The following is a 23,495-nucleotide window of genomic DNA, read 5'->3' on the forward strand; positions in this document are numbered from 1 at the left end:
TGAGTCGCTGAACGAACGCTACGGCGTTAAGCGAGGTGCTGGACGTCCGGCTGGACACGCCGTGGAGCGGGCGCGTTCATCGCTTCGTCGCGCATCGGCACATCGGCGCATCGGTGCATCCCCGCATAGCCGCATCGCTACATCCCCGCATCACCCCAACGACGCAACCAGCCGCGCAAACGTCGGCTCATCCGTGCGATCGAACGCGAGCGGTGTCACCGACACGCGTCCCGATGCGACCACGGCCGTCTCGCTATCGGGCGTGTTCTCCCGCGCGCTGCGTTGAAAGCGCAACCAGTGATACGCAATCCCGCGCGGGTCTTCCTGCGGCAATACGTCGATGCCTTCCACCAGTCCCACGCCCTGGCGGGTCGGCGTCAACGGACCCGCGTCGGCCGCATCGACGTCCGGGAAGTTGATGTTCAGGCAGGTCGGCTCGGCATGTCCGATCGCGAGCAACTGACGGATCACGCCGGGCGCGAGCGCGCGCGCCGTGTCCCAGCGGACGTTGTCGCGCCGGCTGAAAGTCTGGCTGAGCGCGAACGACGGCAAGCCCAGCAGCAGCCCCGTCATCGCCGCGCCGACAGTGCCGGAAAACATCGTCTCGACGCCGAGATTGCCGCCGCGATTGATACCCGACAGGATCAGCGTGGGCGGCGTGTCGCGCATCAGATGACGCACCCCCATCACGACGCAGTCGCCCGGCGTGCCGGTCACGCCGAAACGCCGCTCGCCCTGGCGGCTGACGCGCAACGGCGAATGCAGGCTGATCGAATGCGAGGTGCCGCTCTGATCGTGCTCGGGTGCCACGACCCAGACTTCGTGGGCGATTTCGGCAGCCACGGCTTCGAGCACGGCGAGGCCGGGCGCGTCGATGCCGTCGTCGTTGGTCAACAGCACGCGCGGCAGTTTGGATTCGTGGGCGGACATCGCGGCAAGCTCCTTTCGGTGATCTCGGTGAGTGGGAGAGAGGCATTATCGCGCGACGTGCGCGTTATCCGTCGCGAGGCTTGCAACGGTGAACGTTGGCGGGAAACGCGCAATGCGAGGCCCGTCGACGTGAAACGCGCGCAATGTGTACCATGGCTTTTGCTTCGCAACCGATGCACAACCGGCACACATCGAGCACACGCGTCATCTGCTTGCACGTGCCCATCGCGTTCGTTGCCCGCTGTGCCTGCATCGCGTGCATGACGTTGCAACTCGCCCACGCACGCCGGTCCCTTCACACATCGCGCTGGATCACTCTCCATGCAAACCACCCCGTTCCAGATTGCCGTTCCCGATGCAGACCTCGACGATCTCCGCCGCCGTCTTCGTGCGACACGCTGGGCGCCGGCCACGCCGTCGCCCGCATGGCAGCAGGGCGTCGATCGCGAGTGGCTGCGCGAGCTGGTCGCGTATTGGGCCGACACCTTCGACTGGCGCGCGGCCGAGCGCAAGCTCAATGCGTTGCCGCAATTCATCGCGGACCTCGACGGTCAACGCGTGCACTACGTGCATCGGCGCGGCGAAGGGCCCGCGCCGTATCCGCTCGTCATCACGCATGGCTGGCCGGGCTCGTTCTTCGAATTCCACGCCTTGCTCGATCATCTGTGCAACCCGGCCGCGTTCGGCGGCGACCCCGCCGATTCGTTCGATGTCGTCGCGCCCTCGCTACCCGGTTTCGGTTTTTCGCCCGCGCCGGCGCAGGCGGGCAGCGCCGCGTTTCAGGTGGCGGACTGCTGGGCCTCGCTGATGCAGGGGCTCGGCTACGCGCGCTTCGGCGCGCAGGGCGGCGATCTCGGCGCGGGCGTTTCGGTGGCGCTCGCCGCCCGGCATCCCGAACGCGTGGATGGGATTCACCTCAACTTCCTGCCTTCGTCGTACGAGCCCGCGGTAGGCGCTGACCGTCAGCCGCTCACGCCGGCCGAGGACAATTATCTGCGCGAGAAAAACGAGTGGGCCGCGCTCGAGGGCGGCTACGCACACATGCACGCCACCAGGCCGGCGACGCTCGCGGCGTCGCTGAACGATTCGCCGACGGGCCTCGCCGCATGGATCGGCGAAAAGTTTCGTGCGTGGAGCGACTGCGGTGGCGAGATCGAACGCGTGTTCTCGAAGGACGATCTGCTGACCGACATTTCGCTTTACTGGTTCACGCAAAGCATCGGCACGTCGGTGCAGATGTATTGGGAAAACCGCTTGCAACCGATGCGTTTCGCCGATGGCCAGCGCGTCGCGCCGCCGGTCGGTTTCGCGAGTTTCCCGAAGGAGATCAATCATCCGCCGCGCAGTTGGCTCGAACGGACCTTCAACGTCGTGCAGTGGAGCGAGATGCCGGGCGGCGGCCATTTCGCGGCGCTGGAAAAACCGGCGCTGCTCGCCCAGGAGATCCGCACGTTTTTCCGGCCGCTGCGAAAGGGCTGATCACTGCGCGAATGGCCTGGGCTGGCCAGGGCTCGTCAGCGCCGATGGCGAGCGCTGACGAAGAACCCCGGCCAACGGATCCGCGTTACTCCGGCGACACCCGCGTACCGACATGCGCCGCTTCGCCAGGCAGAATCAGATGCGCCGGCGCAGTCCGCGCCGCGCGCCGGGCCGCGAGGAAATACAACCCCGCAGGCACGATCAATCCAACGATCCACGAAATGTCGGTACCGTCGAGCTTGTCGACGAGCGGGCCGGTGTAGAACGCGCTCGAAATAAACGGCAACTGCACCAGCACGCCGATCGCATAGACAAGAATCCCCGTCGTATTCCAGCGGCCATAACGGCCGTCAGGGTCATACAGCGCCGGCACGTCGTAACGGTCGCGCGTGATGAAGTAGTAGTCGACCAGGTTGATCGCGCTCCACGGCGTGAAGAACGCGAGCAGAAACAGAATGAACGACGAGAACTCCTTCAGGAACGCGTGACGTCCGGCGAGCGCGAGCCACATCGCAATCCCGACCATGCAGAGGATGTACGCGAGACGGCTGCGCGCGGACAGTTTCTGATCGCCGCGAAAGCCGCTGACCACGGTCGCGATCGACATCACGCTGCCGTACGCGTTCAACGTGGTGATGGTGATCTTGCCGAACGCGATCGCGAAGTAGAGCAGGGCGGCGATCGTGCCGCTTGCGCCAAGGCCGACCACGAACGACACCTCGTGCCCCGAGAACTGCTTGCCCGCCAGCGCGGCCGCGAACACGCCGAACACCATCGACACCTGCGCGCCGACGATCGCGCCGAGCGCGATCGCCCAGAACGTTTTGCGCGGCGAGGTGGAGCGCGGCAGGTAGCGCGAATAGTCGGCCACATACGGCCCGAAGGCGATCTGCCACGACGCGGAGAGCGACATCGACAGCAGAAAACTGCTGAGCGTGAAATGGCGATTCGCGAGCAGCGCGCCGACGTCGTGGCCGAGCAACAACTGCGCGAACATGTAGACGAAGGCCAACACGCCGATCACGCTGGCCACGCGTCCCACGAGGTGAATCACGCGGTAGCCGATCACCGTGAACACGACGATCACCGCGGTGAAGATGACGATGCCGAGCGCGTCGTTCACGTGCAACAACTGCGATACGACCTGGCCCGCGAGCACCGAGCCGCTTGCCGAAAAACCCACGTACATCAGGCACACCAGCACGATCGGAATGACCGCGCCGTATACGCCGAATTGCACGCGGCTCGAAATCATCTGCGGCAGGCCGAGTTGCGGGCCTTGCGCGCCGTGCAGCGCCATCACGCCGCCGCCGATTATCTGACCGATCAGCAAACCGGTCAGCGACCAGAACACATCGCCGCCGAGCACCACGGCCAGCGCGCCGGTGACGATCGCGGTGATCTGCAGATTGGCGGCGAGCCAGAGCGTGAATTGACTGAACACGCTGCCGTGCCGTTCGGCGTCGGGAATGTAGTCGATCGTGCGGCGTTCGGCGATGACGCGGGTACGCGCGCCTTGCTGGGATGCAGACATGAAAGCCCTCGTGACCCGGCGCGCGGTTCGCGTGCCGTCAACTCGACCCGGGACGCGCCCGGGCAATACGACCGATACATGCGACCCATCAGCGTCGCCGGTCTCCCGACCGCCCGCCTGGGATGCCTGTTGCCGTCATGCCGGCAAGCGGTCCGACAAGGACTTTAGAAGAATCAAAATGTATAGACAAGTGAGCGCGTCTATCGTTTACCCGAGATGAGGGCGAGATTCATATTTGTTCGACTCGTTGCCGGAAAGGCCGAGAGAAAGTGCAAGAGGCACATTACTCATACGTTTTGACACGTCATCTCGATCACGTTTGGCAGCCAGGATTTCTGTCTATACAAGATCGCCGCGGCACTTCATCGATCGAGCATTAAATTTGGTTAACGCTTGCCTTAATCAGTGCCACACCGCGTATGATCGACGGTCCTCACCGTTTCCCGCGCGCTTGCCGCAAACCAGTCAACGTCGACCTACACCATGAAGGCCATTACGCGGCGCGTCATCTATCTCACCCGCGATCCCTCGCCGGATCTGCTCGCCAGCTTCGCCGCGCGCGACTGGCGCGTCGAAGTCATCGGCTCGGTGCAGGAAGTGCGGCAGGTCATGCAGGACGGCGCGCTGGCAGGCGGGCTGATCGATTTCTCCAGCGTGTACGACGCGCGCGACGTGGCCATGCTCGAAGCGTGCCTCGCCCTACCGACCATCGGCTGGGTCGCGATGGCGCAAGCCGCGCAATTCGACGACGCGAATGCGCGCCGCCTCGTGCGCGACTACTGCTTCGACTACATCACGTTGCCGGCGGCGGATGCGCGCATCGTCGACACCGTCGGTCACGCGTGCGGGATGATCTCGCTCGGCGAGCCCGCGCACCTCGATACGTCGACGGCCGAAGGCGACATGATCGGCACCTGCGAAGCGATGCTCGCGCTGTTCCGCGCGATCCGCAAAGTGGCGACCACCGAAGCGCCGGTGTTCATCGCCGGCGAATCCGGCACCGGCAAGGAGCTGACCGCCGCCGCGATTCACGCGCGTTCGCCACGCCGCAAAGCGCCGTTCGTCGCGATCAATTGCGGCGCGATTCCGGTGCATCTGTTGCAATCCGAACTGTTCGGCTACGAGCGCGGCGCGTTCACCGGCGCGAATCAGCGCAAGGTCGGGCGTGTCGAAGCGGCGAACGGCGGCACCTTGTTTCTCGATGAAATCGGCGACCTGCCGTTCGAAAGCCAGGCGAACCTGCTGCGCTTTCTGCAGGAGGCGACGATCGAACGTCTGGGCGGTCAGGGGTCGATCGGCGTGGACGTGCGGATCATCTGCGCGACGCACGTCGATATGGAGGCGGCGATCGAGGCCGGACGTTTTCGCGCGGACCTGTACCACCGTTTATGCGTGCTGCGGATCGACGAGCCGCCGTTGCGCGCGCGCGGCAAGGACATCGAACTGCTCGCGCTATACACGCTGGACCGCTATCGCAAGGATGCGAGCCGGCGCGTGTACGGTTTTTCGCCCGATGCGATCACGGCGATGCATCAATACGACTGGCCGGGCAACGTACGCGAGTTGATCAACCGCGTGCGCCGCGCGATCGTGATGTCGGAGGGGCGCACCATCAGCGCGGAAGATCTCGAACTGGCGAGCTTCGCGACCTCGCTGCCGGTCACGCTCGCGCAGGCGCGCGAGAGTGCGGAACGCCAGGCGATCGAACTGGCGCTGTTGCGTCATCGCGGCCGTCCGGGCGATGCCGCGCGCGAACTCAGCATTTCACGCGCGACGCTATACCGTTTGCTGTCGGCGCATGGCATGCGCGATGGCGTGGATAGCGAAACGCGCGTCTGACCTGGGCGCACGTTGCGGCTGCGCGCGACGTGCATCGCCGGTAGTACATCGGGCGCGTGCGTCGGCATGTATCGCACTTCGCCAGTAACTTGTTCACAACCCATCAATAATCGATCCGCAATTATTGCGTAAAGCTTCTGCTTAGAAAGTCGATAGATAGTTTCGGGTTAACTCTCGCTGGTTTTTGGCGGAAGTGCGCCGCCGGGACGTGAAACGATTGTGCATACCTGAGACCTGCGCGGCACGCGCGGACTGGTTTCTTCACCGTGCCGCCTGCTGAAGTTCGACCGCTGGACAGGCACGGCAGCGCTGGAAAAAGCGAACCGTCTCTCACATTTGAGTGAGGAGCAACGTGAAACTTTTTCCTTGCACGCTCGTGTACCTGGATGAGGACGCGGCACCGGGGCCGAACTCGACGAATCGCGATCCGCTGTCGTACGTGACGCAGGCGCTCTGCCTGAACAACAGTTTGCGGCGGGTTGGTTTGCCGATGTTGACGATCGTCACGAATGCCCCCGAACGGGTTGCGCAGCGTTTTGCCGGCACGCCGCCGGAGCATTGGCCGGCGGTGACGAAGCTGGCCGCGACGATCGAGTTACCGAAGAACATGCCGTTCTACGCGGCGCACTTCAAGCTCGACCTGATGGACCAGGTTGCCGCGAGCCTTCCTGACGACACGATGATGCTGTTGCTGGATGCCGACATGGTGGCGCTCTTGCCGCTCGATCGCAGCCTGATCGACCGTTGCGCGGAGGCGGGAATTGGTGCATTCGACATTTCCGACCAGGTGTTCCCGGCATACGGCAGCGAAAGCGTGGTAGCGGATCTGGAGATCGTCGCGGACCGTCGCTTACGCAATCCGCGCTGGTACGGCGGCGAGTTTCTGCTGGCGACACCGGCATCGCTGCGGCGTCTCGTGCCGCGCGCGCGAGCGTATTACGCGCGATATCTGAGCGAGAGCGCGCGCCTCGAACATCACGGCGACGAAGCATTCATTTCGGCCGCGCTCAACACGCTGGTCGACGAAGGCCAGCCGCTGGTGGAGGTAGGCGCCTATCAGGCGGTGGGTCGCCATTGGGCGGGCAACAACTATCGCGACGTCCGCTGGTTCCGTTGCTGTTCGTTCGTCCATTTACCGGGCGGCAAAGCATTACTTGAACGCGAGGCCCGCTTCGTCGATTTCGCTCCGGACCGTTTCTGGCGTCACTTACGAGTCGCGCATTTGCGTGGCCGCGCGCGCCACGCACTCAAACGAATCGCGCGCGTCCTCAACTGCAGCCGCCTCGCGATGTGGTCGGCATTTGCGATACGAGGCGCCAAGGGATAAAAGAACTGGCGGCGCGCGCAATCCACCAGCGCGCCACGACGAGACAAAACCCAGACACAGAAAAGCGCCGCGATCGCCGCAACGAAAAAAAACGGCAACGAAAAAACGGCGAGGAAAAAACGGCGAGGAAAAAACGGCGAGGAAAAAACGGCGAGGAAAAAACGGCGAGGAAAAAAGAACGGCGAGGAAAAAAGAACGGCAACGAAGCCCGGTTTTTGCGGAACCCGGGGGCGCGCGAAGCGCCGCCGAAAGAATGATTGCTGTGTCACGAGCGTGGAGTGTGCGAGAGCACGGATTCCAGATGCACCACTACGGTAGCTGCGCGAGGAGCCCGCTTATGAGCTAGCGGTGTGAAGCGGCTTTCTCTGCTTACTCTCTTTGCCGCCGGCAAAGAGAGTAAGTGCCGCCCCGCACAGGGGCAACGCCAATAGACCAAACCCGCATGAAAACGAAAACAAAAACAAAAACAAAAAAACCAACCCTCAACCCACCTCATCAGCAAAAAACCCAAGATACCGAAGGTGCCCATGAGCCATCGGATCAAAAACCCGCCCGTAGGCCCCAACCGACAGCAAAGTCTGCACAGTAACCGCCCGATTCGAAACAAACCGCCACGTCGTGGCCAAATCACCAACCTCCACGACAGCACCCTCACGCACAACCTGAATCGCCGAGCGAAGCACATCACTATCGGGCGCATAAACCACAAACCCTTCATTAGCGAGCGCAGCCTCATCGACCCCCAGCACCTCACACAACCGCACCCGGGCCACTGCCTCTCTCTCACTCGCCCGCCGGGATTCCCCAACCAGCTCCCGAGTGGTCTCATCGACCAGCACCCCATGCCGCAGCAAAGCCCCATGCTGCCAGGCCTCAGGCGGACACTGCTTATTCTCAGGCGCCAACGCCACGAACGGATTAATCTCCGCCGGATAGATACGGCAAACCATCGGCCGCTCAGCATAAATCCGGCACCGCATATCCGCGCCCAGATTCGGGCAAGGCCCCGCAAACGCCCCGACCAGCAACACCGACACCCGCACCGGCAGCGTGCCGCTCATCGCCGCGGCCGAGCGCGCTTTCTTGTACGCAGCTTGCTCATTGCCGGGCTCAGGCTCGACCGGCCATGGAATCGCCTCGCACAGCAGTTCCATACGCCCGCCACGCGCAAGCCACGCATCGGCCTCGTCGAGCGTCAGCGGCAGGCGCAGATCGTGGCAGCACTTGCCGCAGGCCGTACATTCGAAGTTGATGTCATCCACCCTGGGTTCCCTTAAAAAAGTCGAAGTCGTGCTTAGTCGGGATGGGCGCGAAATTCTGACAGTACCGTGGTAGCCGCATTGTGCCGCGCGCGGATTTCTGCGAGCTTTCGGCGCTGCAAGCGGCGGCCGGCGCGCCGGCCCCGACGCTCTCGACCATGCGTCGCAATTCGACCGTTATCCGCACGCGCGCGATGAACTCACTGGCTAGTTCAAATCAAATCAAAATAAACGAAGCGAAGTGAGTGAGGAGAAGAGCAATAAATCCTGCGCGTGCGCAAATAGCACATTCATCCGGAAATAAAAAATCAATTTTTCTCGCGGAAGCAATCCGCAGTGCGCGATTAGCGATCAATTAACCGTCATTAGAGGATTAACTCTCGAGATTACCTAATGCATTCGACATGCATACACTCCGCAATGCAGCATGAAATATTTTGAAAGAAAGTTGACATGGGAATGTTTGTCAAACTAGGCTACGCACTGTCGTGAAAAGTGCTGCCGCTTTGAACCGCCTGCCCGCAGACGTAGATAAACCGTGGCTGTGCCGGTTGTGTGGATGAGCGGCATCACGCTCAGGAAAACGGTTGAAGCCGTCATTCCGAAAGCATCGTATTAACCCTAAGTCGTCATTCAAAAATCAGCCGTCAGTGCTGAGGCGGTAACACGCCCCTATATTCTCGCCAGCAATTCGGTGCTGGTGCGGGAGACCTTTTTCGCTGAAAAAACAGAGAGACACAGCTCAAGTACTCAACGCACTTTTTCATACCGATATTGTCAGTCGAGGATTAATAATGCGTATAAATTTCCGATTGCAGATTCAGTGCCTCGCGCTTGCCGCCACCGCGGCGCTCGCGGCGTGCGGCGGCGGCAGCGACAGTTCGCCGTCGCTCAGCAGCAAGGCCGCCCAGGCGCCGGCCGCGGCGTCCAACTCGGCGCTGACGCCGCCGGCCGCGCCGATCGTCGCGGATACGTCGATCGACAAGACCGTGAAGCCGGTCGAGTTGCCGGACACCGTCACGCCGGTCAACTACAAGCTGTGGTTCAGGCCGAACCCGGCGCTGTCCTCGTTCGACGGCCGCGCCGACGTGCAGATCAAGGTGCAGAAAGCGGTCAACGCGATCACGATCGCGGGCCACCGCATCAAGTTCACCAACGGCACGATCACGCTTCAGCCGGGCAACATCCAGCTGATCGCCACGCCGCAGGACGAGGGCGACTTCTACCAGTTGCGCCCCGTCAGCGGTCAGATCGCCGCCGGCAACTACTCGCTGCATATGGAGTGGAGCGGCATCATCAACTTCAAGACTTACGACGATCCGGTCGCGAAGACCGGCGGCAGTTGCGGCAACGATCCCTACCCGGGTTGCTCCGCCGCCGAGGGCGTGTTCCGCGTCGATCTGAAGTCGACCGACGGCACCACCAGCGGCGCGATTCTCACGCAGGGCGAGACGAACCTGTCGCGCCAGTGGTTCCCCGGCTGGGACGAGCCGGCGTTCCGGCCGACCTACGAGGTCAGCGCGGAAGTCCCGCAGAACTGGAACGTCGTGTCGAACGCGGCGGAGAAGCCGGCGGTCAACGTCGGCAGCGGCTACAAGCTGGTGTCGTTCGAGAAGACCCCGCCGATGCCGTCGTATCTGCTGTTCTTCGGCGGCGGCCAGTTCGACATTCTCGAGGACGATTTCACGAGCCCGTTGCCGGACGGCAAGGGTCTGCATCTGCGTATCTTCACGCCGCCGGGCATGCGTGACTGGGCCAAACCGGCGATGCAGCAGACCAAGCAGGCGCTCGATTACTACTATCGCTACACCGGCATTCCGCTGCCGCTCACCAAGTTCGACACGGTCGCCGCGAACGATGCGTTCAAGGAGCAGAAGGACCTGAACTTCGGCGGCATGGAGAACTGGGGCGCGATTCTGGAATTCGCCGACGACATCCTGCCGGCCCCGGGCACGCCGATGTCCGACTACGGCGTCACGGTGCTCACCCACGAAGCCGCGCACCAGTGGTTCGGCGACCTCGTGACGACCGACTGGTGGGACGACGTGTGGCTCAACGAGTCGTTCGCGACGTTCTTCGAGAACAAGACCAAGGTGCGTTTCTTCCCGGACCGCTTCAGCCTGGTCGACGACGTGAAGAACAAGTACGCGGTGATCAACGCCGATCTGAAGTCGACCTCGTTCCCGGTGCAGCCGAACTTCAACGGCTGGGCGTCGAACGACTTCGTGCTGAGCGCGAGCGCGTTCACGTACGACAAGGGCGGCCATGTGCTGAAGATGCTGGAGAACTACCTCGGCGAAGACGTGCTGCGCAAGGGGCTGCAATCGTACCTGGCCGACTACTCGTTCGGCAACGGCACGCCGAAGCGTCTGTGGGACGAACTGTCGAAGGCGAGCGGCCAGCCGGTCGGACCGATCGGCGACAGCTTCGTGCGGCAAACCGGGGTACCGTTGATCTCGCTCGATACCCAGTGCGATCTGACCACCAACCAGACCGTCGTCACGCTGAAACAGTCGCCGTTCCCGAACCAGAATCAGTATCCGGGTACGCAGTGGACCGTTCCGCTGACGCTCGCCTACGGCGACGGCCTCGTGTCGCGCAAGACGATCGCGCTGAAGGACGCGCAGACCCAGGTGCGACTGAACGGCTGTTCCGCGGTGCTCGCCGATCCGAGCGGTCTCGACTACTACGTGACCAATTACAGCAACGCCGCGTGGAGTCAGTTGCTCGCGCAGGGCAGCGCGCTGCAGGACCCGGTGCGTCTGACGAGCCTGCAACTGGAGGCGAAGCTGCTGGTGAAGAACGGTCTGGCCGATCCGTCGCGTGCGACCAGCATCGGTTCGCTGAGCCCGGCCGCCACGCCGCTCGCGCGTCAGTTGCTGATGACGGCGCCGACCACGCAATCGCTGCGTCCGGCGATCCGCTATCAAGGCAAGTTCCGTCTGAAGCCGCAGGCGCTGCAGGCGCAATGACCCGCGCGACCTGATGCGCCGACTCGAGTCGGCGTATCGGCGCCGCTCAAAACGGCCCGCGTCGTGATGCCACGATGCGGGCCGTTTGTCGTTGCGGCGGCAACGGATCTCGACCGCCCGGCCTCCAGGGGAAACGCCAGGCTTCGCATGAAGTTGGAATAAAACCGACACCTCGGCGGTCATGCGTGACGAACCGAGTCGCGAGACCCGCGGGATGACCCCGCAGTCCGTTCGCGATTCCTTACTCCGAGGTGGTCATCATGTCGTCACAACATCCGGTCGACGCGTCACGTCGCCACGCGCTCAAATGCCTGGCGTTCGGCGGCGTGGGCACCGTGTTCATGCTCGCGGGCGGCGTCCTCGCGCCGATGGACCTGGCGCTCGCCGCCGACGCGAAAACGTCCGCGGGCGCGCACGGCGTGCCGCTCTTTCTGCAGATCAGCGACTCGCACATCGGCTTCAACAAGGAGGCCAACCCGGATGTCGCGGGCACGCTGAAGCAGACCATCGACTACGTCAACGCGATGCCGGTCAAACCGGCGCTCACGCTGCACACCGGCGACATCACGCATCTGTCGCGGCCCGCCGAATTCGATCTCGCCGCGCAATTGATGTCGGGCCTGACGATTCCCGAACTGCACACCGTGCCGGGCGAACACGACGTGACCGACGGCACCGGCAGCGAATACTTCAGCCGCTTCGGCCAGGCATCGGACAACAAGGGCTACTACAGCTTCGATCACCAGGGCGTACATTTCGTCGCGCTCGTCAACGTGATGCATTTCAAGCCGAACGGTCTCGGCGGTCTCGGCGACGAACAACTCGCGTGGCTGGAAAACGATCTGAAGGGCCGCTCATCGAGCACGCCGATCGTCGTGTTCGCGCATATGCCGATGTGGACCATCTACGAACCGTGGGGCTGGGGCACGGGCGACGCGGGGCAGGCGATGAGCTACCTGCAGCGCTTCGGCTCGGTGACCGTGCTCAATGGGCACATTCATCAGATCGTGTCGAAGGTGGAGGGGAACATCACGTTTCATACCGCGCGCTCGACAGCGTATCCGCAGCCGACGGCAGGCAATGGCCCCGGACCGGGACCGCTGACGGTGGCCAGCGATCAGTTGCCGAAGATGCTCGGCGTCACCAGTATCCGCGTTGCACGCCATCCGCTGAAAGCGACGCTCGACGATACGACGCTGGTTTGAACCGTCGGGTTCGAACCGGACTTCCCACGATCAGGAGATCAGTCATGCCTATTCCTCAACTTATCCGCCGCGTGTCGAATGTCGTGTTCGTCGGCGTGCGCATCGCCGCGGCCTCGTGCGCGCTGTCCATGCTGCACGCGCACGTGCATGCGCAAACGCCCGACAACGTGGTCATCAAGAACTTCATGTTCATGCCGATGGCGATGACCGTCAAAGCCGGCTCGACCGTGACGTGGAAAAACCTCGACGGCGAGCCGCATACCGTGGTCAACGACGCGGGGCTGTTCCGTTCGGCCGCGCTCGATCAGAACGAAACCTATCAGTTCAAGTTCGACAAGCCCGGTGTCTACAAGGTGTTCTGCGGCATTCATCCGACCATGAAAGAAACGATTACGGTCGAGTAAATAAGTGCGGATGAAAGCACGAACGTTTCCGTACGAGGAAACGTTTCATTGAAGCGTTGCACGTTGTCGCACTTTCTCTTATCGCTTCGCTGCGCGTGTTCGCGCGACGTTTGAAGCGCAATGCATTCACGCCCGCCGGCTTCGCATTTTTCGATCGCATGGCGGGCGTGTTTTTTGCGTGATTCCTCCCATTCGGCGATCATGTCGCGGTCTCGCACGCGACAGTCCTTATGGGACGGGCTCCAGCTCTCCATGACACATAAGGCGCCGGGCACGGCGTCGGGATGATCGTTATGCGTGGCAGGTTTTACCCGCGTTACCGGGTCGAACTTTCCATATCGCCGGCCCAATGTTTAAAGCGCGGCCGGACCAGGTTGTCGCTATTCGAGCAGCGGGGTAAATTCTTCGAGCGGCCTTCGAGGCGCGGAGCCTTGTCTTCGCAAAGGCCGGGAAAAATGCAGCCCGATTACATGATTACACATCAGACATAAGGATTCCGGAGCGTATTGCGATGTTGCACGATACCGACTTACCCAATCCTGCCGTGGACGACGACGTGGTGCCGATGCCGTCCGCGCACGCCTCGTCGTTCCCGACGGCATCCGATGTTTACGCGAAGGCCTATGTCGAGGGCATCGCGGGCATGGCGAGTCTTGCGGGGCTGGCCGGGCTCGATGGCGATGCGGAGCTGGACATCGGCGCCCCGGTCGCGACGCCGCGATTCGGCCGGCTCGCGATGTGCGTGGCCGCGGCGGGTGCGCTGGCAATCGGCGTGATGGGCACGGTCGCGTACGGCGTGTGGTTCAACCACGATCAACAGGCGTACGCAGCGGCGATTGCGGGTGCAAGACAAGCGCTGGGGTCGAACGCGACGGCGAAGGCGATGGGCACGGCGATGTCGGCGACACCGGCAGCGCCAGTCATGAAGTCGGCTAGCCTGTCGACGCCACCGTCCAACGCATCGGCCATAGCGTCGGCCGCAACCACGCGCGTGACGTCGGCGACGAGCGCCCAGACCCTTGCCGCGCCCGGCGTTCCGCCCGCCTCGATGGAAGCGGAGGGCGAGCAGGGCAACCGGCTCAGTTCGTGGTCGGGCGAGGTCGCCCGTCCGCAGGCCACGGACATTGCCGTAGCCAATGCCGCCCGCGCCAGCGAGACCGGCGCCGATGCAAACCCGGCCGGCGTCAATGCAAACGCCAACGCAAACTTAAACGCCAACACGAACGCAAGTGCATCGGCAACACCATCAGCGCCCGATCGACGCCAGCCGACGCCCTCGGCGAGCGCGCGTTCGCAACGCCAGTTGGCTTCCACCCGCACCGCCAGAGATGCCCGCACCGCAGACTCACGCACCACGGCAGCCGAGCGTCGCGCGGCCGACGCCAAACACAAGAGCCTGTTCGCACGCGTCGGGCAGTTCTTCCATCGCGTGGACTACCGGCAGCATGGCGACGCAAACAGACAGGACATCTACTCCCATCCGTAAGCCGGGCCGTGCGGAGCGCACCGGGCGCGAGCGCGCCTACACGTTGCGCTTCGGGCCCGCGCCGGCGGTGCTCGCGGGCGCGTCGCTGCTGTGTCTGCTGATCGGCCTGCTGTACCTCGCCTCGCAGATCAGGACGATCTTCTCCGATCAGTTGAAACAGGAGTACGCCGGGCTCGTGCTCGACGCGGTGGATCGCGCCGACAACGCGCGCGCGCTCGCCGTCGTCTGGCAGCAGATGCCCGCCACCGCGCAAGGGGCCGCGCAAAACACGCTGCGCGCGCGCAACGATCTCACGCAGCGGGTCGCATCGCTGGCGGCGCTCGTCGACGCGAGTCCCGCGCCCGCGCCTCGTGTACCGGACGCCGCGCGTTCGTCCAATGCGTCGCTGCACGACATCGGCGCGATGCTGGTCACGGTCTCGGCCTACTGGCGTGCGCAGCGCGATGCCGACAGCGCCGACGTGCGGCTGCGGATCGCGCACGTCGCGAATCTGCTGATCGCGCTCGCGGCGTTGCTGTTCTGCATGCTGCTCGCGGCGCTGGGCATGTATGCCAAACGCAATCGGCAGCTAGCCGGGCAGTCGCTCGAATTCGAACAGGCGGCGCTGCACGATCCGCTGACTGGCCTGCCGAATCGTCGCAAGCTGTTCACGATGCTCGACGAAGCCGCACGACAGGCGGGCGCGGCGCCGGCAACCGGCATGGACCGGCGTGCCGCCGTGAACGAGCGGGGCGCGAAGGCGAACGCGGTATCGCCGTACCGTATCGCGGTGCTCTACGTGGACCTCGACGGCTTCAAGCGCATCAACGATTCGCTCGGCCACGGCGTGGGCGATGAATTCCTGGTGGCGGTGTCGCGACGTTTTCGCGATTCGGTGCGCAAGGGCGACGTGGTCGCGCGCATCGGCGGCGATGAATTCGCGGTGCTGGTGCGGGAGTTCTCGAAGGCCGAGGAATTGGGCGAGATCGCCCAGCGGCTGATTGCCTGCGTGCTGGAAACCGACGCGCAGATGCGGATCGGCTGGGTCAGCGCGAGTGTCGGGATCGCGAGCTTCCCCGATCCTGTCGACGATTACCGCCGTCTCGTCGCCGCGGCGGACGACGCGATGTATCAGGTGAAGCGCGCGGGCAAGAACAGTTACGCGTTCGCGGCGCCTTCGGTCTGAGGCGTGTGGGCGGCGCGGCTGGCGGTGGCTACGTTTGCGGTGCTTGCCGTGCTTGCCATGCTTGCGATATGTGCCGGGGACGTGGCGCCGCATGGCATCCGTGGTCCATGAATCTGCGCCTTCGCCGTCACCTCGCGCTGCGCGCGTTGCACGATGACCTGCACGCGCAGATCGTCGGTCATGTTCTTCCAGCCTTTGATTTCCTCGCGCGTGCGCAGACAGCCGATGCAGAAGCCGGTCGCGCCATCGAGTCGGCAAACGTCGGCGCAGGGTGAGGGGATGGTCGTGGTCAAGCGGTGAATTCCATTGGTGTGAGCGCGTGTCGCGAGCGGCGCGCGAAGCGGCATGCGCCGCGAATCGCCCGGAATCTTACCGTATCGGCTCCGCTCAGCGCTGTCGCGCCCGGCCACGCCTTGCGTCGTTTCGTGTTAAAAAACTGGAGCCCGTCGCGGTCGATGCCGCCCGGGTGCGTAGCGCCCGCCGACGATCGCGCAGTCGTCCCGAGTTCGTCTCCACCGGAAGAGACCATGTCCAGATATCCGTTGAATCGCGCGACGGCGCGCGTCAGGCTGACCGAATGGATCGTTGCATGGGGAGCGGCTGCGCTGACGGCGTGTGCGCCTGTGCCACCTGTGCCGCCCGCGCCGTCAGCGTCGGCTTCGGCGTCATCCATGCCGTCCGCGTCTTCCGCGCAAACGCAACCGGCCGCCGTCCCGCGCGCCGACGGTCCGCTGCCCGTTCCGCCTAACCTGATCGCGTTGACGCAGCCCGCCGGGCAAAAGCGTTTGCTCGGTTCGGTGTCGAACCAGTCGTACTGGCCGCTCTCGCAGTATTTCGAAACGCAGCGTAACCAGGCGTATTGTTCCGTCGCCACGTCGGTCATGGCGCTCAATGCGCTCGGCATTCGCCGTCCCGCGTCCACGCTGTATCCGGACTTTCCGTATTTCTCGCAGGAAGATTTTTTCCGCGGCATCGATCCGCAGATCGCCAACGCGGCGCAGGTCTCGAAGGAGGGCATGACGCTCGATCAGCTCGCCGCCGCGTTGCACGCATTTCCGGTCACGGTGCAGCCCTATCACGCGGCGGATCTGACGCTCGGACAGTTCCGCGATCTGATTCGCGAGACCACGCGTCACGGCGATCGCTTCGCTTTGTTGAACTTCCGTCGCGTGGAAATCGGCGAGACCGGCGGCGGTCACTGGTCGCCGCTCGCCGCCTACGATGCCGCGAGCGACAGCGCGTTGCTGCTCGACGTCGCGCGCTACAAGTACCCGGCGGTGTGGGTGCCGGTCGCCCAGTTGTACGCGGCGGCGCTGGCCGTCGATAACGTCAGCGACCGGTCACGCGGTATCGTGATTGTCGGCAAGGGGGCGGGGTGAGTGGGTGGTGATGCGAGTGTGACTGTCATCGCCAGCAACGTGGGCAGTGTGAGCAATGAGTCCAACCTCGACCACTCGCCCGGCCTCGACAGTCAAGCCGCATGCCTCGCGCCTCCCTCGCCGGGCCGCCTTCAGGCCGGCTCGTTGAGCCAGTCCGTCAACCCCTCGCGCGCATTCAGTTCGATGAACGACGGCAACGCGCGGATCCGGTGAATGTACGCAGCGAGGTGCGGCCAGCCGGTTGCGGGATGCGGCAGATTGCGGGTCCAGCGCAGCAGCATCACCGCGAGAAAATCCACCGTGCTCAGACGCTCGCCGATCAGATAGCCCGGCCTGGCCGCGAGTTGCGCATCGAGCCGGTTCCATGCGTCGTCGAGCCGGCGGTCCGCGAGCGCGCGCACCGCGTCGGCGCCCGCCGGATCGCCGTCGATGTCCGCATAAAAGCGGTCGCGCATGGCGGGCAGCACCGTGTTGGCGAGGAAGATCATCGTCTCCAGCCATTCGCCGCGTTCGGCGGTTCCGGGCGCGGGCGCGAGACCCGCTTCGGGATGCCGCTCGGCGAGCAGCATCAGCAATGCCGCCGATTCGTGGCGCGGCGTGCCGTCGACCACCAGCGTCGGCACGCGTCCGGACGGATTCAGGCGCAGATACTCGGGCTCGCGTTGCTGACCCGACTTGAGGTCGACGCGATGGGTCTCGAACGGGACACCCAGCTCGATGAGCATCCAGTGCACGCACAGGCTGGCCACGCCCGGCGAGTAGTAGAGAAGGTAATTCATCGATGCGCTCCGTGTCGTATTTTGATGGGTCGGTGTCCCGGCGCTGTGGTGTCGCGATGGCATCGTGTCGAGGTGGCGATGGATGTCGCGATGCGCGGCGGGCGATCGCGCCGTAGTCTAGCGTCATTCGACTGAGCGCGTCGCGTTGCCTCGACGCTGACTGACCGTTAACCAATGACTGACTAACGGCTGACTGGCGGGTAACCACCGGCTAACCACCGGCTAACCACCGGCCGACTGTCGGCTGACGTCAACGGACGCTTGTGGCCTTGTGCCGACGAAAGGCCCACGAAAACCGGTTCGACGCGCACTCTCGTAGTGGCGCATACGCGGTTTCGCGACTACCATCCTTCGACCGTTTTGACGGCCGGAACGGACATGCGGGCGACGGGTTCGCCGCCCAGGCAGCTCAACTCGCGCGCCGCATCATGCGGCCAACGCCGCCGGCGCGGCGTTCAGAATCGCGGCCGCTCAGGAGACAACACCGATGTGCGCACTTGACCGGCGGACTGTGCTGAAGGGCGCGCTTGTCGCGCCGTGGTGGGGAGCGAGCTGGCGAGCGGCGGCGCAGACGGGACAGCCGAACGCGGCGGCCGCGGCTTCAACCGGCGCGGCGAACGCAGCCAATGCCACGAACGCCGGCGCTGCGGCCACCGCCTCAACCACCGCCGACCTCGCGAACCCCTCCGGCCCAACGCTACGCCGCGTGCGCCCGAGCGACCCCGACTGGCCTTCCGCCGACGCGTGGCAGGCGCTCAACGAGTCCGTCGGCGGACGGCTACGTCCCATCACATCCGCGCTCGCGGTGTGCCATTCCGATCCCGCCGGCGACGCCTGCGCGAACCAGTTCAAGCAACTCAAGAATCCGTTCTACATCGGCGACACGCCATCCCTGACGCAGACGTGCGGCTGGCTCGACGCATGGACATCCGCGCCGAGCGAATACGTGGTCGCCGCCACCCACGCGCAGGACGTCGCGAAGGCGATCGACTTCGCGCGCCGGCATCGCTTGCGACTCGTGGTCAGAGGCGGCGCCCACAGCTACCAGGGCACATCGAACGCGGCGGATTCGCTGATGGTCTGGACACGCGCGATGCACGACATCGACATGCATGACGCATTCGTACCGGCCGGCTGCGCGGGTCGCGTGAAACCCCAACCCGCGGTATCGGTCGGTGCGGGCGCGATGTGGGGCCACGTGTATGCCGCCGTCAGCGCGCGCGGCGGCCGCTATGTGCAGGGCGGCGGATGCCTGACGGTCGGTGTCGCGGGGCTGGTGCAGAGCGGCGGCTTCGGCAGCTTTTCGAAGAAGTTCGGCTCGGCGGCGGCGGCCTTGCTGGAAGCGGAGGTCGTGACCGCGGACGGCGTGGTGCGCATCGCCAACGCCTGCACGCATCCCGATCTGTTCTGGGCGTTGAAGGGCGGCGGCGGTGGCAGCTTCGGCGTCGTGACGCGCCTGACGCTGCGCACCCACGACCTGCCCGCCGAGGTCGGCGTCGTGATCGCGACGGTCAAGGCCTCGTCAGACGACGCGTTTCGGGCGCTGGTGCACGAGTTCGTCTCCTTCGCGGCGGCCAGTCTCGTCAACGAGCACTGGGGCGAGACGGTGGCACTGCATACCGACAACACGCTGCACGTCGGGATGGTGTACCAGGGACTCGACCACGAGACCGCCGTGCGGGTGTGGCAACCGTTTTTCGACTGGGTCGCGAATGGCGAGCACGGTTGCACGATGAACGCGCCGCACATGCCGCATACGAGCGGGCAGCGCTTCTGGGATTCGGCGTATCTGATGGAGCACGTGCCCGGCGCGCTGCTCAAGGACACTCGGCCCGACGCCGATGCCGGCAACGTGTTCTGGGCCGACAACCTCGTCGAGGCGGGGCAATACCTGAACGGCTACACGTCGACCTGGCTGCCGGCCGCGCTGCTCGCGCCCGCGCAACGCGGCCGGCTGGCCGACACGCTGTTCGAAACCACACGCCGCTGGTCGATCTCGTTGCAGTTCAACAAGGCACTCGCCAAGGCGCCGCCCGACGCAGTGAGCGCCACACGCGACACCGCGACGAACCCCGCGGTACTCGACGCCTTCACGCTCGCGATCATCGGGGATCTGGGCAAGCCGGCGATGCCGGGCATCGCCGGACACGAGCCGGACCTGATTGTTGGCAGGCGCAACGCCGCGCGCATCGAGCAGGCCACGCAGATTTTGCGCAGCCTCGTGCCCGAGCCGGGGGCGTACCTATCGGAAAGCGATTTCTTCGAAGACGACTGGCGTCAGGCGTTCTGGGGCGATCATCACGCGAGGCTGGCCGCCGTGAAGCGCAAGTACGATCCGGACGGGCTGTTCTTCGTGCATCACGGCATCGGCTCCGAAGCGTGGAGCGCGGACGGGATGACGCGGGTCGTGTGAGAACCGGGAGCGGGCGTGCAAAGAAAGTGCCTCGTTCAGCGTCTTTGTTAAGCGGCCTTATTTAGCCTCATCGCTCCCACGCGGTGTTTTGCAACACGATCCGGTAGCCGTCGGGGTCTTCGAACGTTTCACCTTGACGGTCCCAATACGGGTTTTCCGATTCGCACGGCGTCACGCCGAACGCGGCAAGCCGGTCGAGCGCCGCGCGCCATTCGTCGGGTTCGGGCAGGTATAAAACGAGAAGGTGCTCAGTGGTCGGCGCACGATCGACGGTGACGCCGTGCTGATGCGTGAATTCGAGGTGCCACGGAAAGCCGCGCCGTCCGACGATGACGCCGTCGAAACCCGCGTGGTCCTCGAAATGCGCGAGCACGTCGAAACCGAGGCCACGGGTATAGAAGTCGGCGAGCCGTTGCAGATCGTTGGTCGGGCGGGCAACGCGGAGAACGGGCGACGGCATCGGCAACTCCTCATTAAAATTCAAGCCACTTCATCCACACCCAGCGACGTGGTTTGAGACGACGGAAAAAAGTTAGGCATCACCGTATCGTTGTCGAAGATATTCAGCTTGTTTCCGTACGCGTTATGTCCGGAGTTGGAAATGAAGCTGACGGTTCCGTTCGCGAACGCCTGCGCGCTGTTGGCGAACTGGAGAAAGCCGGCCGCGCTGGTCGGGTTCTGGGCGAGGTTCGCCGTTGTGCCGTCTGGCGCCGTGTAGGTACCGTCCTTCATCAGCGATTGTTGAGCCGCATTGCCCAGACTTTGAAACAGATTCAGGAAACTCACCAGACCATCGGCCTGTTTGCTCACGGCATTCGATTGTTCTTGCGTGAGCGGCGAACCGTCCGCATCCGCCCACGTTGCATAACCGGCCACGGCATCGTCATGAAATGACTGCACGGACTGAACGAGCGCGCTGTTTCCGTTCAGTTTCGCTTGAATCCAGCTTTTATCGCTCGCGCTCAGTGTCGACGAAATAACCTGAATCGATCCATTGCTCGATTGAAAATCGAATTGCGCATTGGCGAGATCGGGGCGCTGGGCCACGATCGATTGCATGGTCGGCACCAGCGCATTGAGAATGTTCTGCGCGTCCGCGCCCATGACTAACGGCGCGTCGAGTGCCTTGAGGTATTGGGCGAGCCGCGCGGAGGTCTGCCGCGGGTCGAGCGGAGCGACGGTGACCGGTGAACTCGCGAGTGTCGCGTCGCCTGTCGATTGCGCTAATGCGGCGCCACTCAAACTGGTGTCCGGCGCTAAAGGCGTTACCGCGAGATTCGATGCTGCATTGATCGAATTAACGGAAATGCTCATGCCCAATCCTCACGGTTTGAATAGGTAGCCGTTATAACGACACCTTCCGTTCGGACTTGAGTTATTTATCAGACGATAAAACTACGAAAATACGAAACCGGGCGGAGGGCCCGATTTCGTTTCCGCGCAAAGCGGTCGAAGAGGTATTAACCGGAATATCGAACAGCATAATCCGCGCGATATCACGCACTGCGCACCAGTTCTCCGACACCGGCGTTAAAACCCTCATCCGCGCGAGCGCGTCGCGTCGCGCCCGCAGCGGCCGTCCGGGCCCGCACCGACGTCTTGCGCACCCGCGTGTCGCGGGCGGCCGGGCGTGCCTCGACCAGTTCCGCGTAGAGTTCCAGATAGTTCGCGCTCGACGCTTCCCAGCCGAAGTCGCGGCTCATCGCGTTGCGCTGCAATGCATGCCACGACGCCGGTTGCAGGAACGCGGCCAATGCGCGGCCGAGCGCATGCACCACGTCCGCCACCCGTTCGCCGTCGAACAGAAAACCGGTCGCGCCGTCTTCGCCGCGCATCTCGCGCACGTCCTGCATGTCGCGCGGATCGAACACCTCGCTCGGCAGATAGTCGACGATCGTGTCCGCCAGCCCACCCACGCGCGAGGCCACCGGAATCGTGCCGTAGCGCATCGCATAGAGCTGGGTCAGTCCGCAGGGTTCGAAGCGGCTGCCGTGCAGCAGCATGTCCGCGCCGGCATGCAGCATATGCGCGCGCCGTTCGTCGTAACCGATCTGCACACCGACGCGGCCGGGCCAGGCCGCCGCCAGATCGCGCAGCGCCTGTTCGAGCGCCGGCTCGCCCTGGCCGAGAATCGCGAACTGCAAACGCGGATGCCGTTCGAGCAGCACGGGCAGCGCCCGCGCCACCACATCGGCGAGTTTCTGTTCGGTGAGACGGCTGCCGATCGCCACCAGCGGCGCGAACGGATCGCGCGCGAGGCCGAAGGCCTGCTGCAGCTCGCGCTTGCAGGCCTGCTTGCCGGCGGTGTCGGCGGCGGAATAATTGCGGGCGATATGCGGATCGGTGGCCGGATTCCACACGGCCGTATCGATGCCGTTGACGATGCCCGACAGCTTGTTCGACTGCGCCTGCAGCACGCCTTCCATGCCGTGGCCGAAACGCGGCGTCAGAATCTCGCGCGCGTAGCGCCGGCTGACCGTGCTCACGCGGTCGGCGTGCACGATGCCCGCCTTCATCATGCTCAGCGTGCCGTAGAACTCGATGCTGCGCTCGTCGGTGAGGGCCGGCACCAGCAGGTCGGACGGCACGCCGATCCAGCCGCCCATCGCGAGCGGATGGTTGCCCTGGAATGCGAGGTTGTGAATCGTGAACACGCTTTTCGCGGCGACGCCCGCGAGGCGCATGTACAGCGGCGTCAGCCCTGCATGCCAATCGTGCGCGTGCACGATGTCGGGGCGCTTCAGGTTGCGCACGCCGCGCGCGATGCGGGTCGCGGCCGCCGCCAGCGACGCGAAGCGCGTCAGGTTGTCGAGATAGTCGCGGCCCTGCGGATCGCGGTACAGCCCTTCGCGCGCGAATAGATGATCCATCTGCAGCAACAGCACCGTGACGCCGGAGTCGGGCATGCGCGCGCGCAACAGCCGGGCGTCGCCGCCGGGCAGGCCGGTCATGCGGGCGATGGGCGTGAGCTCGAGCGCGCGTTCGAGCGCGTCGGGATAGGCGGGCATCAGGATCGAAACATCGACGCCGGCATCGCGCAAGGCGGCGGCGTAGGCGCTGACCATGTCGCCGAGGCCGCCGGACTTGGCGAGCGGCACGGCTTCGGAAGCGACGAGTAGAACGTTGAGCGGCAAGGGGGCCCCCGGGGACGCGGTTTTTTGCACTTGCACAGTGCGGCGGATTTCGCAGACGCGTCTATTCAGCAAGGGGTGTGCCCGAGCCGTGGGGTCTGATTGCGCATGAACGGAGCCTTGTTGCTGCGCTGCAAAGCGCTGTATCCGTGTGTGACGTTCGCGGCGGTGGCCGAACGTTTTTTCATCGATA

21 protein-coding genes are annotated in these 23,495 nt (G+C 64.3%); 11 read left to right on the forward strand and 10 right to left on the reverse strand.

Annotated features, from left to right (window positions below):
• Nucleotides 1–150: 150 nt before the first annotated feature.
• Nucleotides 151–930: a 5'/3'-nucleotidase SurE gene (surE, locus tag LFL96_RS33755; RefSeq protein WP_281002230.1), complete on the reverse strand. Its 780-nt coding sequence runs from the start codon at nt 928–930 to the stop codon at nt 151–153.
• 321 nt (nt 931–1,251) lie between these two features.
• Here surE and LFL96_RS33760 point away from each other — a divergent pair, with 321 nt between their 5' ends.
• Nucleotides 1,252–2,409 carry an epoxide hydrolase family protein gene (locus tag LFL96_RS33760; RefSeq protein ID WP_281002231.1) on the forward strand — a complete coding sequence of 386 codons (1,158 nt, stop codon included), beginning with the start codon at nt 1,252–1,254 and terminating at the stop codon, nt 2,407–2,409.
• Between the two features lie 85 nt (nt 2,410–2,494).
• On the opposite strand, the gene LFL96_RS33765 is transcribed toward LFL96_RS33760, so the two are convergent.
• On the reverse strand, nt 2,495–3,943 hold the full coding sequence (locus LFL96_RS33765; RefSeq protein ID WP_281002232.1) for a cytosine permease: 1,449 nt from the start codon (nt 3,941–3,943) through the stop codon (nt 2,495–2,497).
• A gap of 483 nt (nt 3,944–4,426) precedes the next feature.
• Between LFL96_RS33765 and LFL96_RS33770 the strand changes: the two genes are divergently transcribed.
• The 3 genes from LFL96_RS33770 (at nt 4,427) to LFL96_RS33780 (ending at nt 7,366) form a co-directional block, all read left to right on the forward strand.
• Nucleotides 4,427–5,782 (forward strand): sigma-54 dependent transcriptional regulator, encoded by a 1,356-nt coding sequence (locus LFL96_RS33770; RefSeq protein WP_281002233.1) that lies wholly within the window; start codon nt 4,427–4,429, stop codon nt 5,780–5,782.
• Nucleotides 5,783–6,134: 352 nt separating this feature from the next.
• Nucleotides 6,135–7,109 carry a hypothetical protein gene (locus LFL96_RS33775; protein ID WP_281002234.1) on the forward strand — a complete coding sequence of 325 codons (975 nt, stop codon included), beginning with the start codon at nt 6,135–6,137 and terminating at the stop codon, nt 7,107–7,109.
• Nucleotides 7,073–7,366: a hypothetical protein gene (locus LFL96_RS33780; protein WP_281002235.1), complete on the forward strand. Its 294-nt coding sequence runs from the start codon at nt 7,073–7,075 to the stop codon at nt 7,364–7,366. The genes LFL96_RS33775 and LFL96_RS33780 overlap by 37 nt, the downstream gene beginning before the upstream one ends.
• Nucleotides 7,367–7,591: 225 nt before the next feature.
• Here LFL96_RS33780 and LFL96_RS33785 read toward each other — a convergent pair whose 3' ends face one another.
• A complete protein-coding gene (locus LFL96_RS33785; RefSeq protein ID WP_281002236.1) occupies nt 7,592–8,371 on the reverse strand; it encodes a YkgJ family cysteine cluster protein in 780 nt (259 codons plus the stop codon).
• Between the two features lie 791 nt (nt 8,372–9,162).
• Here LFL96_RS33785 and LFL96_RS33790 point away from each other — a divergent pair.
• The 3 genes from LFL96_RS33790 (at nt 9,163) to LFL96_RS33800 (ending at nt 12,949) form a co-directional block, all read left to right on the forward strand.
• Nucleotides 9,163–11,340: a M1 family metallopeptidase gene (locus LFL96_RS33790; RefSeq protein WP_281002237.1), complete on the forward strand. Its 2,178-nt coding sequence runs from the start codon at nt 9,163–9,165 to the stop codon at nt 11,338–11,340.
• A gap of 260 nt (nt 11,341–11,600) precedes the next feature.
• The gene (locus LFL96_RS33795; protein ID WP_281002238.1) at nt 11,601–12,545 is read left to right on the forward strand and encodes a metallophosphoesterase; all 945 of its coding nucleotides are present in this window, start codon (nt 11,601–11,603) and stop codon (nt 12,543–12,545) included.
• A gap of 128 nt (nt 12,546–12,673) precedes the next feature.
• A complete protein-coding gene (locus tag LFL96_RS33800; RefSeq protein ID WP_281003930.1) occupies nt 12,674–12,949 on the forward strand; it encodes a cupredoxin domain-containing protein in 276 nt (91 codons plus the stop codon).
• Here LFL96_RS33800 and LFL96_RS33805 read toward each other — a convergent pair.
• Nucleotides 12,913–13,167: a hypothetical protein gene (locus LFL96_RS33805; RefSeq protein WP_281002239.1), complete on the reverse strand. Its 255-nt coding sequence runs from the start codon at nt 13,165–13,167 to the stop codon at nt 12,913–12,915. The two genes, LFL96_RS33800 and LFL96_RS33805, sit on opposite strands and share 37 nt — an antisense overlap.
• A gap of 293 nt (nt 13,168–13,460) precedes the next feature.
• Here LFL96_RS33805 and LFL96_RS33810 point away from each other — a divergent pair, with 293 nt between their 5' ends.
• Nucleotides 13,461–14,435: a hypothetical protein gene (locus LFL96_RS33810; RefSeq protein WP_281002240.1), complete on the forward strand. Its 975-nt coding sequence runs from the start codon at nt 13,461–13,463 to the stop codon at nt 14,433–14,435.
• Nucleotides 14,395–15,600, forward strand: coding sequence for a GGDEF domain-containing protein (locus LFL96_RS33815; protein ID WP_281002241.1), 1,206 nt, complete (start codon nt 14,395–14,397; stop codon nt 15,598–15,600). Before LFL96_RS33810 ends, LFL96_RS33815 begins: the two co-directional genes overlap by 41 nt.
• On the opposite strand, the gene LFL96_RS37095 is transcribed toward LFL96_RS33815, so the two are convergent.
• Entirely contained in the window at nt 15,573–15,947 is a 375-nt protein-coding gene (locus LFL96_RS37095; RefSeq protein ID WP_348638450.1) for a DUF1289 domain-containing protein, read from the reverse strand. The genes LFL96_RS33815 and LFL96_RS37095 overlap by 28 nt on opposite strands.
• A complete protein-coding gene (locus tag LFL96_RS33825) occupies nt 15,890–16,273 on the reverse strand; it encodes a hypothetical protein (protein ID WP_281002242.1) in 384 nt (127 codons plus the stop codon). Before LFL96_RS33825 ends, LFL96_RS37095 begins: the two co-directional genes overlap by 58 nt.
• On the opposite strand from LFL96_RS33825, the gene LFL96_RS33830 reads away from it, so the two are divergent.
• The gene (locus LFL96_RS33830) at nt 16,272–16,979 is read left to right on the forward strand and encodes a phytochelatin synthase family protein (RefSeq protein WP_281002243.1); all 708 of its coding nucleotides are present in this window, start codon (nt 16,272–16,274) and stop codon (nt 16,977–16,979) included. The two genes, LFL96_RS33825 and LFL96_RS33830, sit on opposite strands and share 2 nt — an antisense overlap.
• Before the next feature lie 131 nt (nt 16,980–17,110).
• Here the strand turns inward: LFL96_RS33830 and LFL96_RS33835 are convergent, their stop codons facing one another.
• A complete protein-coding gene (locus LFL96_RS33835; RefSeq protein WP_281002244.1) occupies nt 17,111–17,758 on the reverse strand; it encodes a glutathione S-transferase family protein in 648 nt (215 codons plus the stop codon).
• Between the two features lie 487 nt (nt 17,759–18,245).
• On the opposite strand from LFL96_RS33835, the gene LFL96_RS33840 reads away from it, so the two are divergent.
• Nucleotides 18,246–20,171 (forward strand): FAD-binding protein, encoded by a 1,926-nt coding sequence (locus tag LFL96_RS33840; RefSeq protein WP_281002245.1) that lies wholly within the window; start codon nt 18,246–18,248, stop codon nt 20,169–20,171.
• 67 nt (nt 20,172–20,238) lie between these two features.
• On the opposite strand, the gene LFL96_RS33845 is transcribed toward LFL96_RS33840, so the two are convergent.
• The 3 genes from LFL96_RS33845 to glgA form a co-directional block, all read right to left on the reverse strand.
• Nucleotides 20,239–20,631, reverse strand: a complete 393-nt coding sequence (locus tag LFL96_RS33845; protein ID WP_281002246.1) for a VOC family protein — start codon at nt 20,629–20,631, stop codon at nt 20,239–20,241.
• A 20-nt stretch (nt 20,632–20,651) separates the two neighbouring features.
• Nucleotides 20,652–21,485, reverse strand: coding sequence for a hypothetical protein (locus LFL96_RS33850; protein WP_281002247.1), 834 nt, complete (start codon nt 21,483–21,485; stop codon nt 20,652–20,654).
• Between the two features lie 182 nt (nt 21,486–21,667).
• The gene (glgA, locus tag LFL96_RS33855; protein WP_281002248.1) at nt 21,668–23,305 is read right to left on the reverse strand and encodes a glycogen synthase GlgA; all 1,638 of its coding nucleotides are present in this window, start codon (nt 23,303–23,305) and stop codon (nt 21,668–21,670) included.
• Between the last annotated feature and the right edge of the window lie 190 nt (nt 23,306–23,495).

This window comes from Paraburkholderia sp. D15, assembly GCF_029910215.1.
Taxonomy (GTDB): Bacteria; Pseudomonadota; Gammaproteobacteria; order Burkholderiales; family Burkholderiaceae; genus Paraburkholderia.

Excerpts from the sequence above, each read along its gene's own strand:
- surE (WP_281002230.1), bottom strand. The coding sequence starts at position 930 with ATGTCCGCCCACGAATCCAAACTGCCGCGCGTGCTGTTGACCAACGAC.
- LFL96_RS33760 (WP_281002231.1), top strand. The coding sequence starts at position 1,252 with ATGCAAACCACCCCGTTCCAGATTGCCGTTCCCGATGCAGACCTCGAC.
- LFL96_RS33765 (WP_281002232.1), bottom strand. The coding sequence starts at position 3,943 with ATGTCTGCATCCCAGCAAGGCGCGCGTACCCGCGTCATCGCCGAACGC.
- LFL96_RS33770 (WP_281002233.1), top strand. The coding sequence starts at position 4,427 with ATGAAGGCCATTACGCGGCGCGTCATCTATCTCACCCGCGATCCCTCG.
- LFL96_RS33790 (WP_281002237.1), top strand. The coding sequence starts at position 9,163 with ATGCGTATAAATTTCCGATTGCAGATTCAGTGCCTCGCGCTTGCCGCC.
- LFL96_RS33795 (WP_281002238.1), top strand. The coding sequence starts at position 11,601 with ATGTCGTCACAACATCCGGTCGACGCGTCACGTCGCCACGCGCTCAAA.
- LFL96_RS33800 (WP_281003930.1), top strand. The coding sequence starts at position 12,674 with ATGCTGCACGCGCACGTGCATGCGCAAACGCCCGACAACGTGGTCATC.
- LFL96_RS33810 (WP_281002240.1), top strand. The coding sequence starts at position 13,461 with ATGTTGCACGATACCGACTTACCCAATCCTGCCGTGGACGACGACGTG.
- LFL96_RS33815 (WP_281002241.1), top strand. The coding sequence starts at position 14,395 with ATGGCGACGCAAACAGACAGGACATCTACTCCCATCCGTAAGCCGGGC.
- LFL96_RS37095 (WP_348638450.1), bottom strand. The coding sequence starts at position 15,947 with ATGCCGCTTCGCGCGCCGCTCGCGACACGCGCTCACACCAATGGAATT.
- LFL96_RS33830 (WP_281002243.1), top strand. The coding sequence starts at position 16,272 with ATGCCGTCCGCGTCTTCCGCGCAAACGCAACCGGCCGCCGTCCCGCGC.
- LFL96_RS33825 (WP_281002242.1), bottom strand. The coding sequence starts at position 16,273 with ATGGATGACGCCGAAGCCGACGCTGACGGCGCGGGCGGCACAGGTGGC.
- LFL96_RS33835 (WP_281002244.1), bottom strand. The coding sequence starts at position 17,758 with ATGAATTACCTTCTCTACTACTCGCCGGGCGTGGCCAGCCTGTGCGTG.
- LFL96_RS33840 (WP_281002245.1), top strand. The coding sequence starts at position 18,246 with ATGTGCGCACTTGACCGGCGGACTGTGCTGAAGGGCGCGCTTGTCGCG.
- LFL96_RS33845 (WP_281002246.1), bottom strand. The coding sequence starts at position 20,631 with ATGCCGTCGCCCGTTCTCCGCGTTGCCCGCCCGACCAACGATCTGCAA.
- LFL96_RS33850 (WP_281002247.1), bottom strand. The coding sequence starts at position 21,485 with ATGAGCATTTCCGTTAATTCGATCAATGCAGCATCGAATCTCGCGGTA.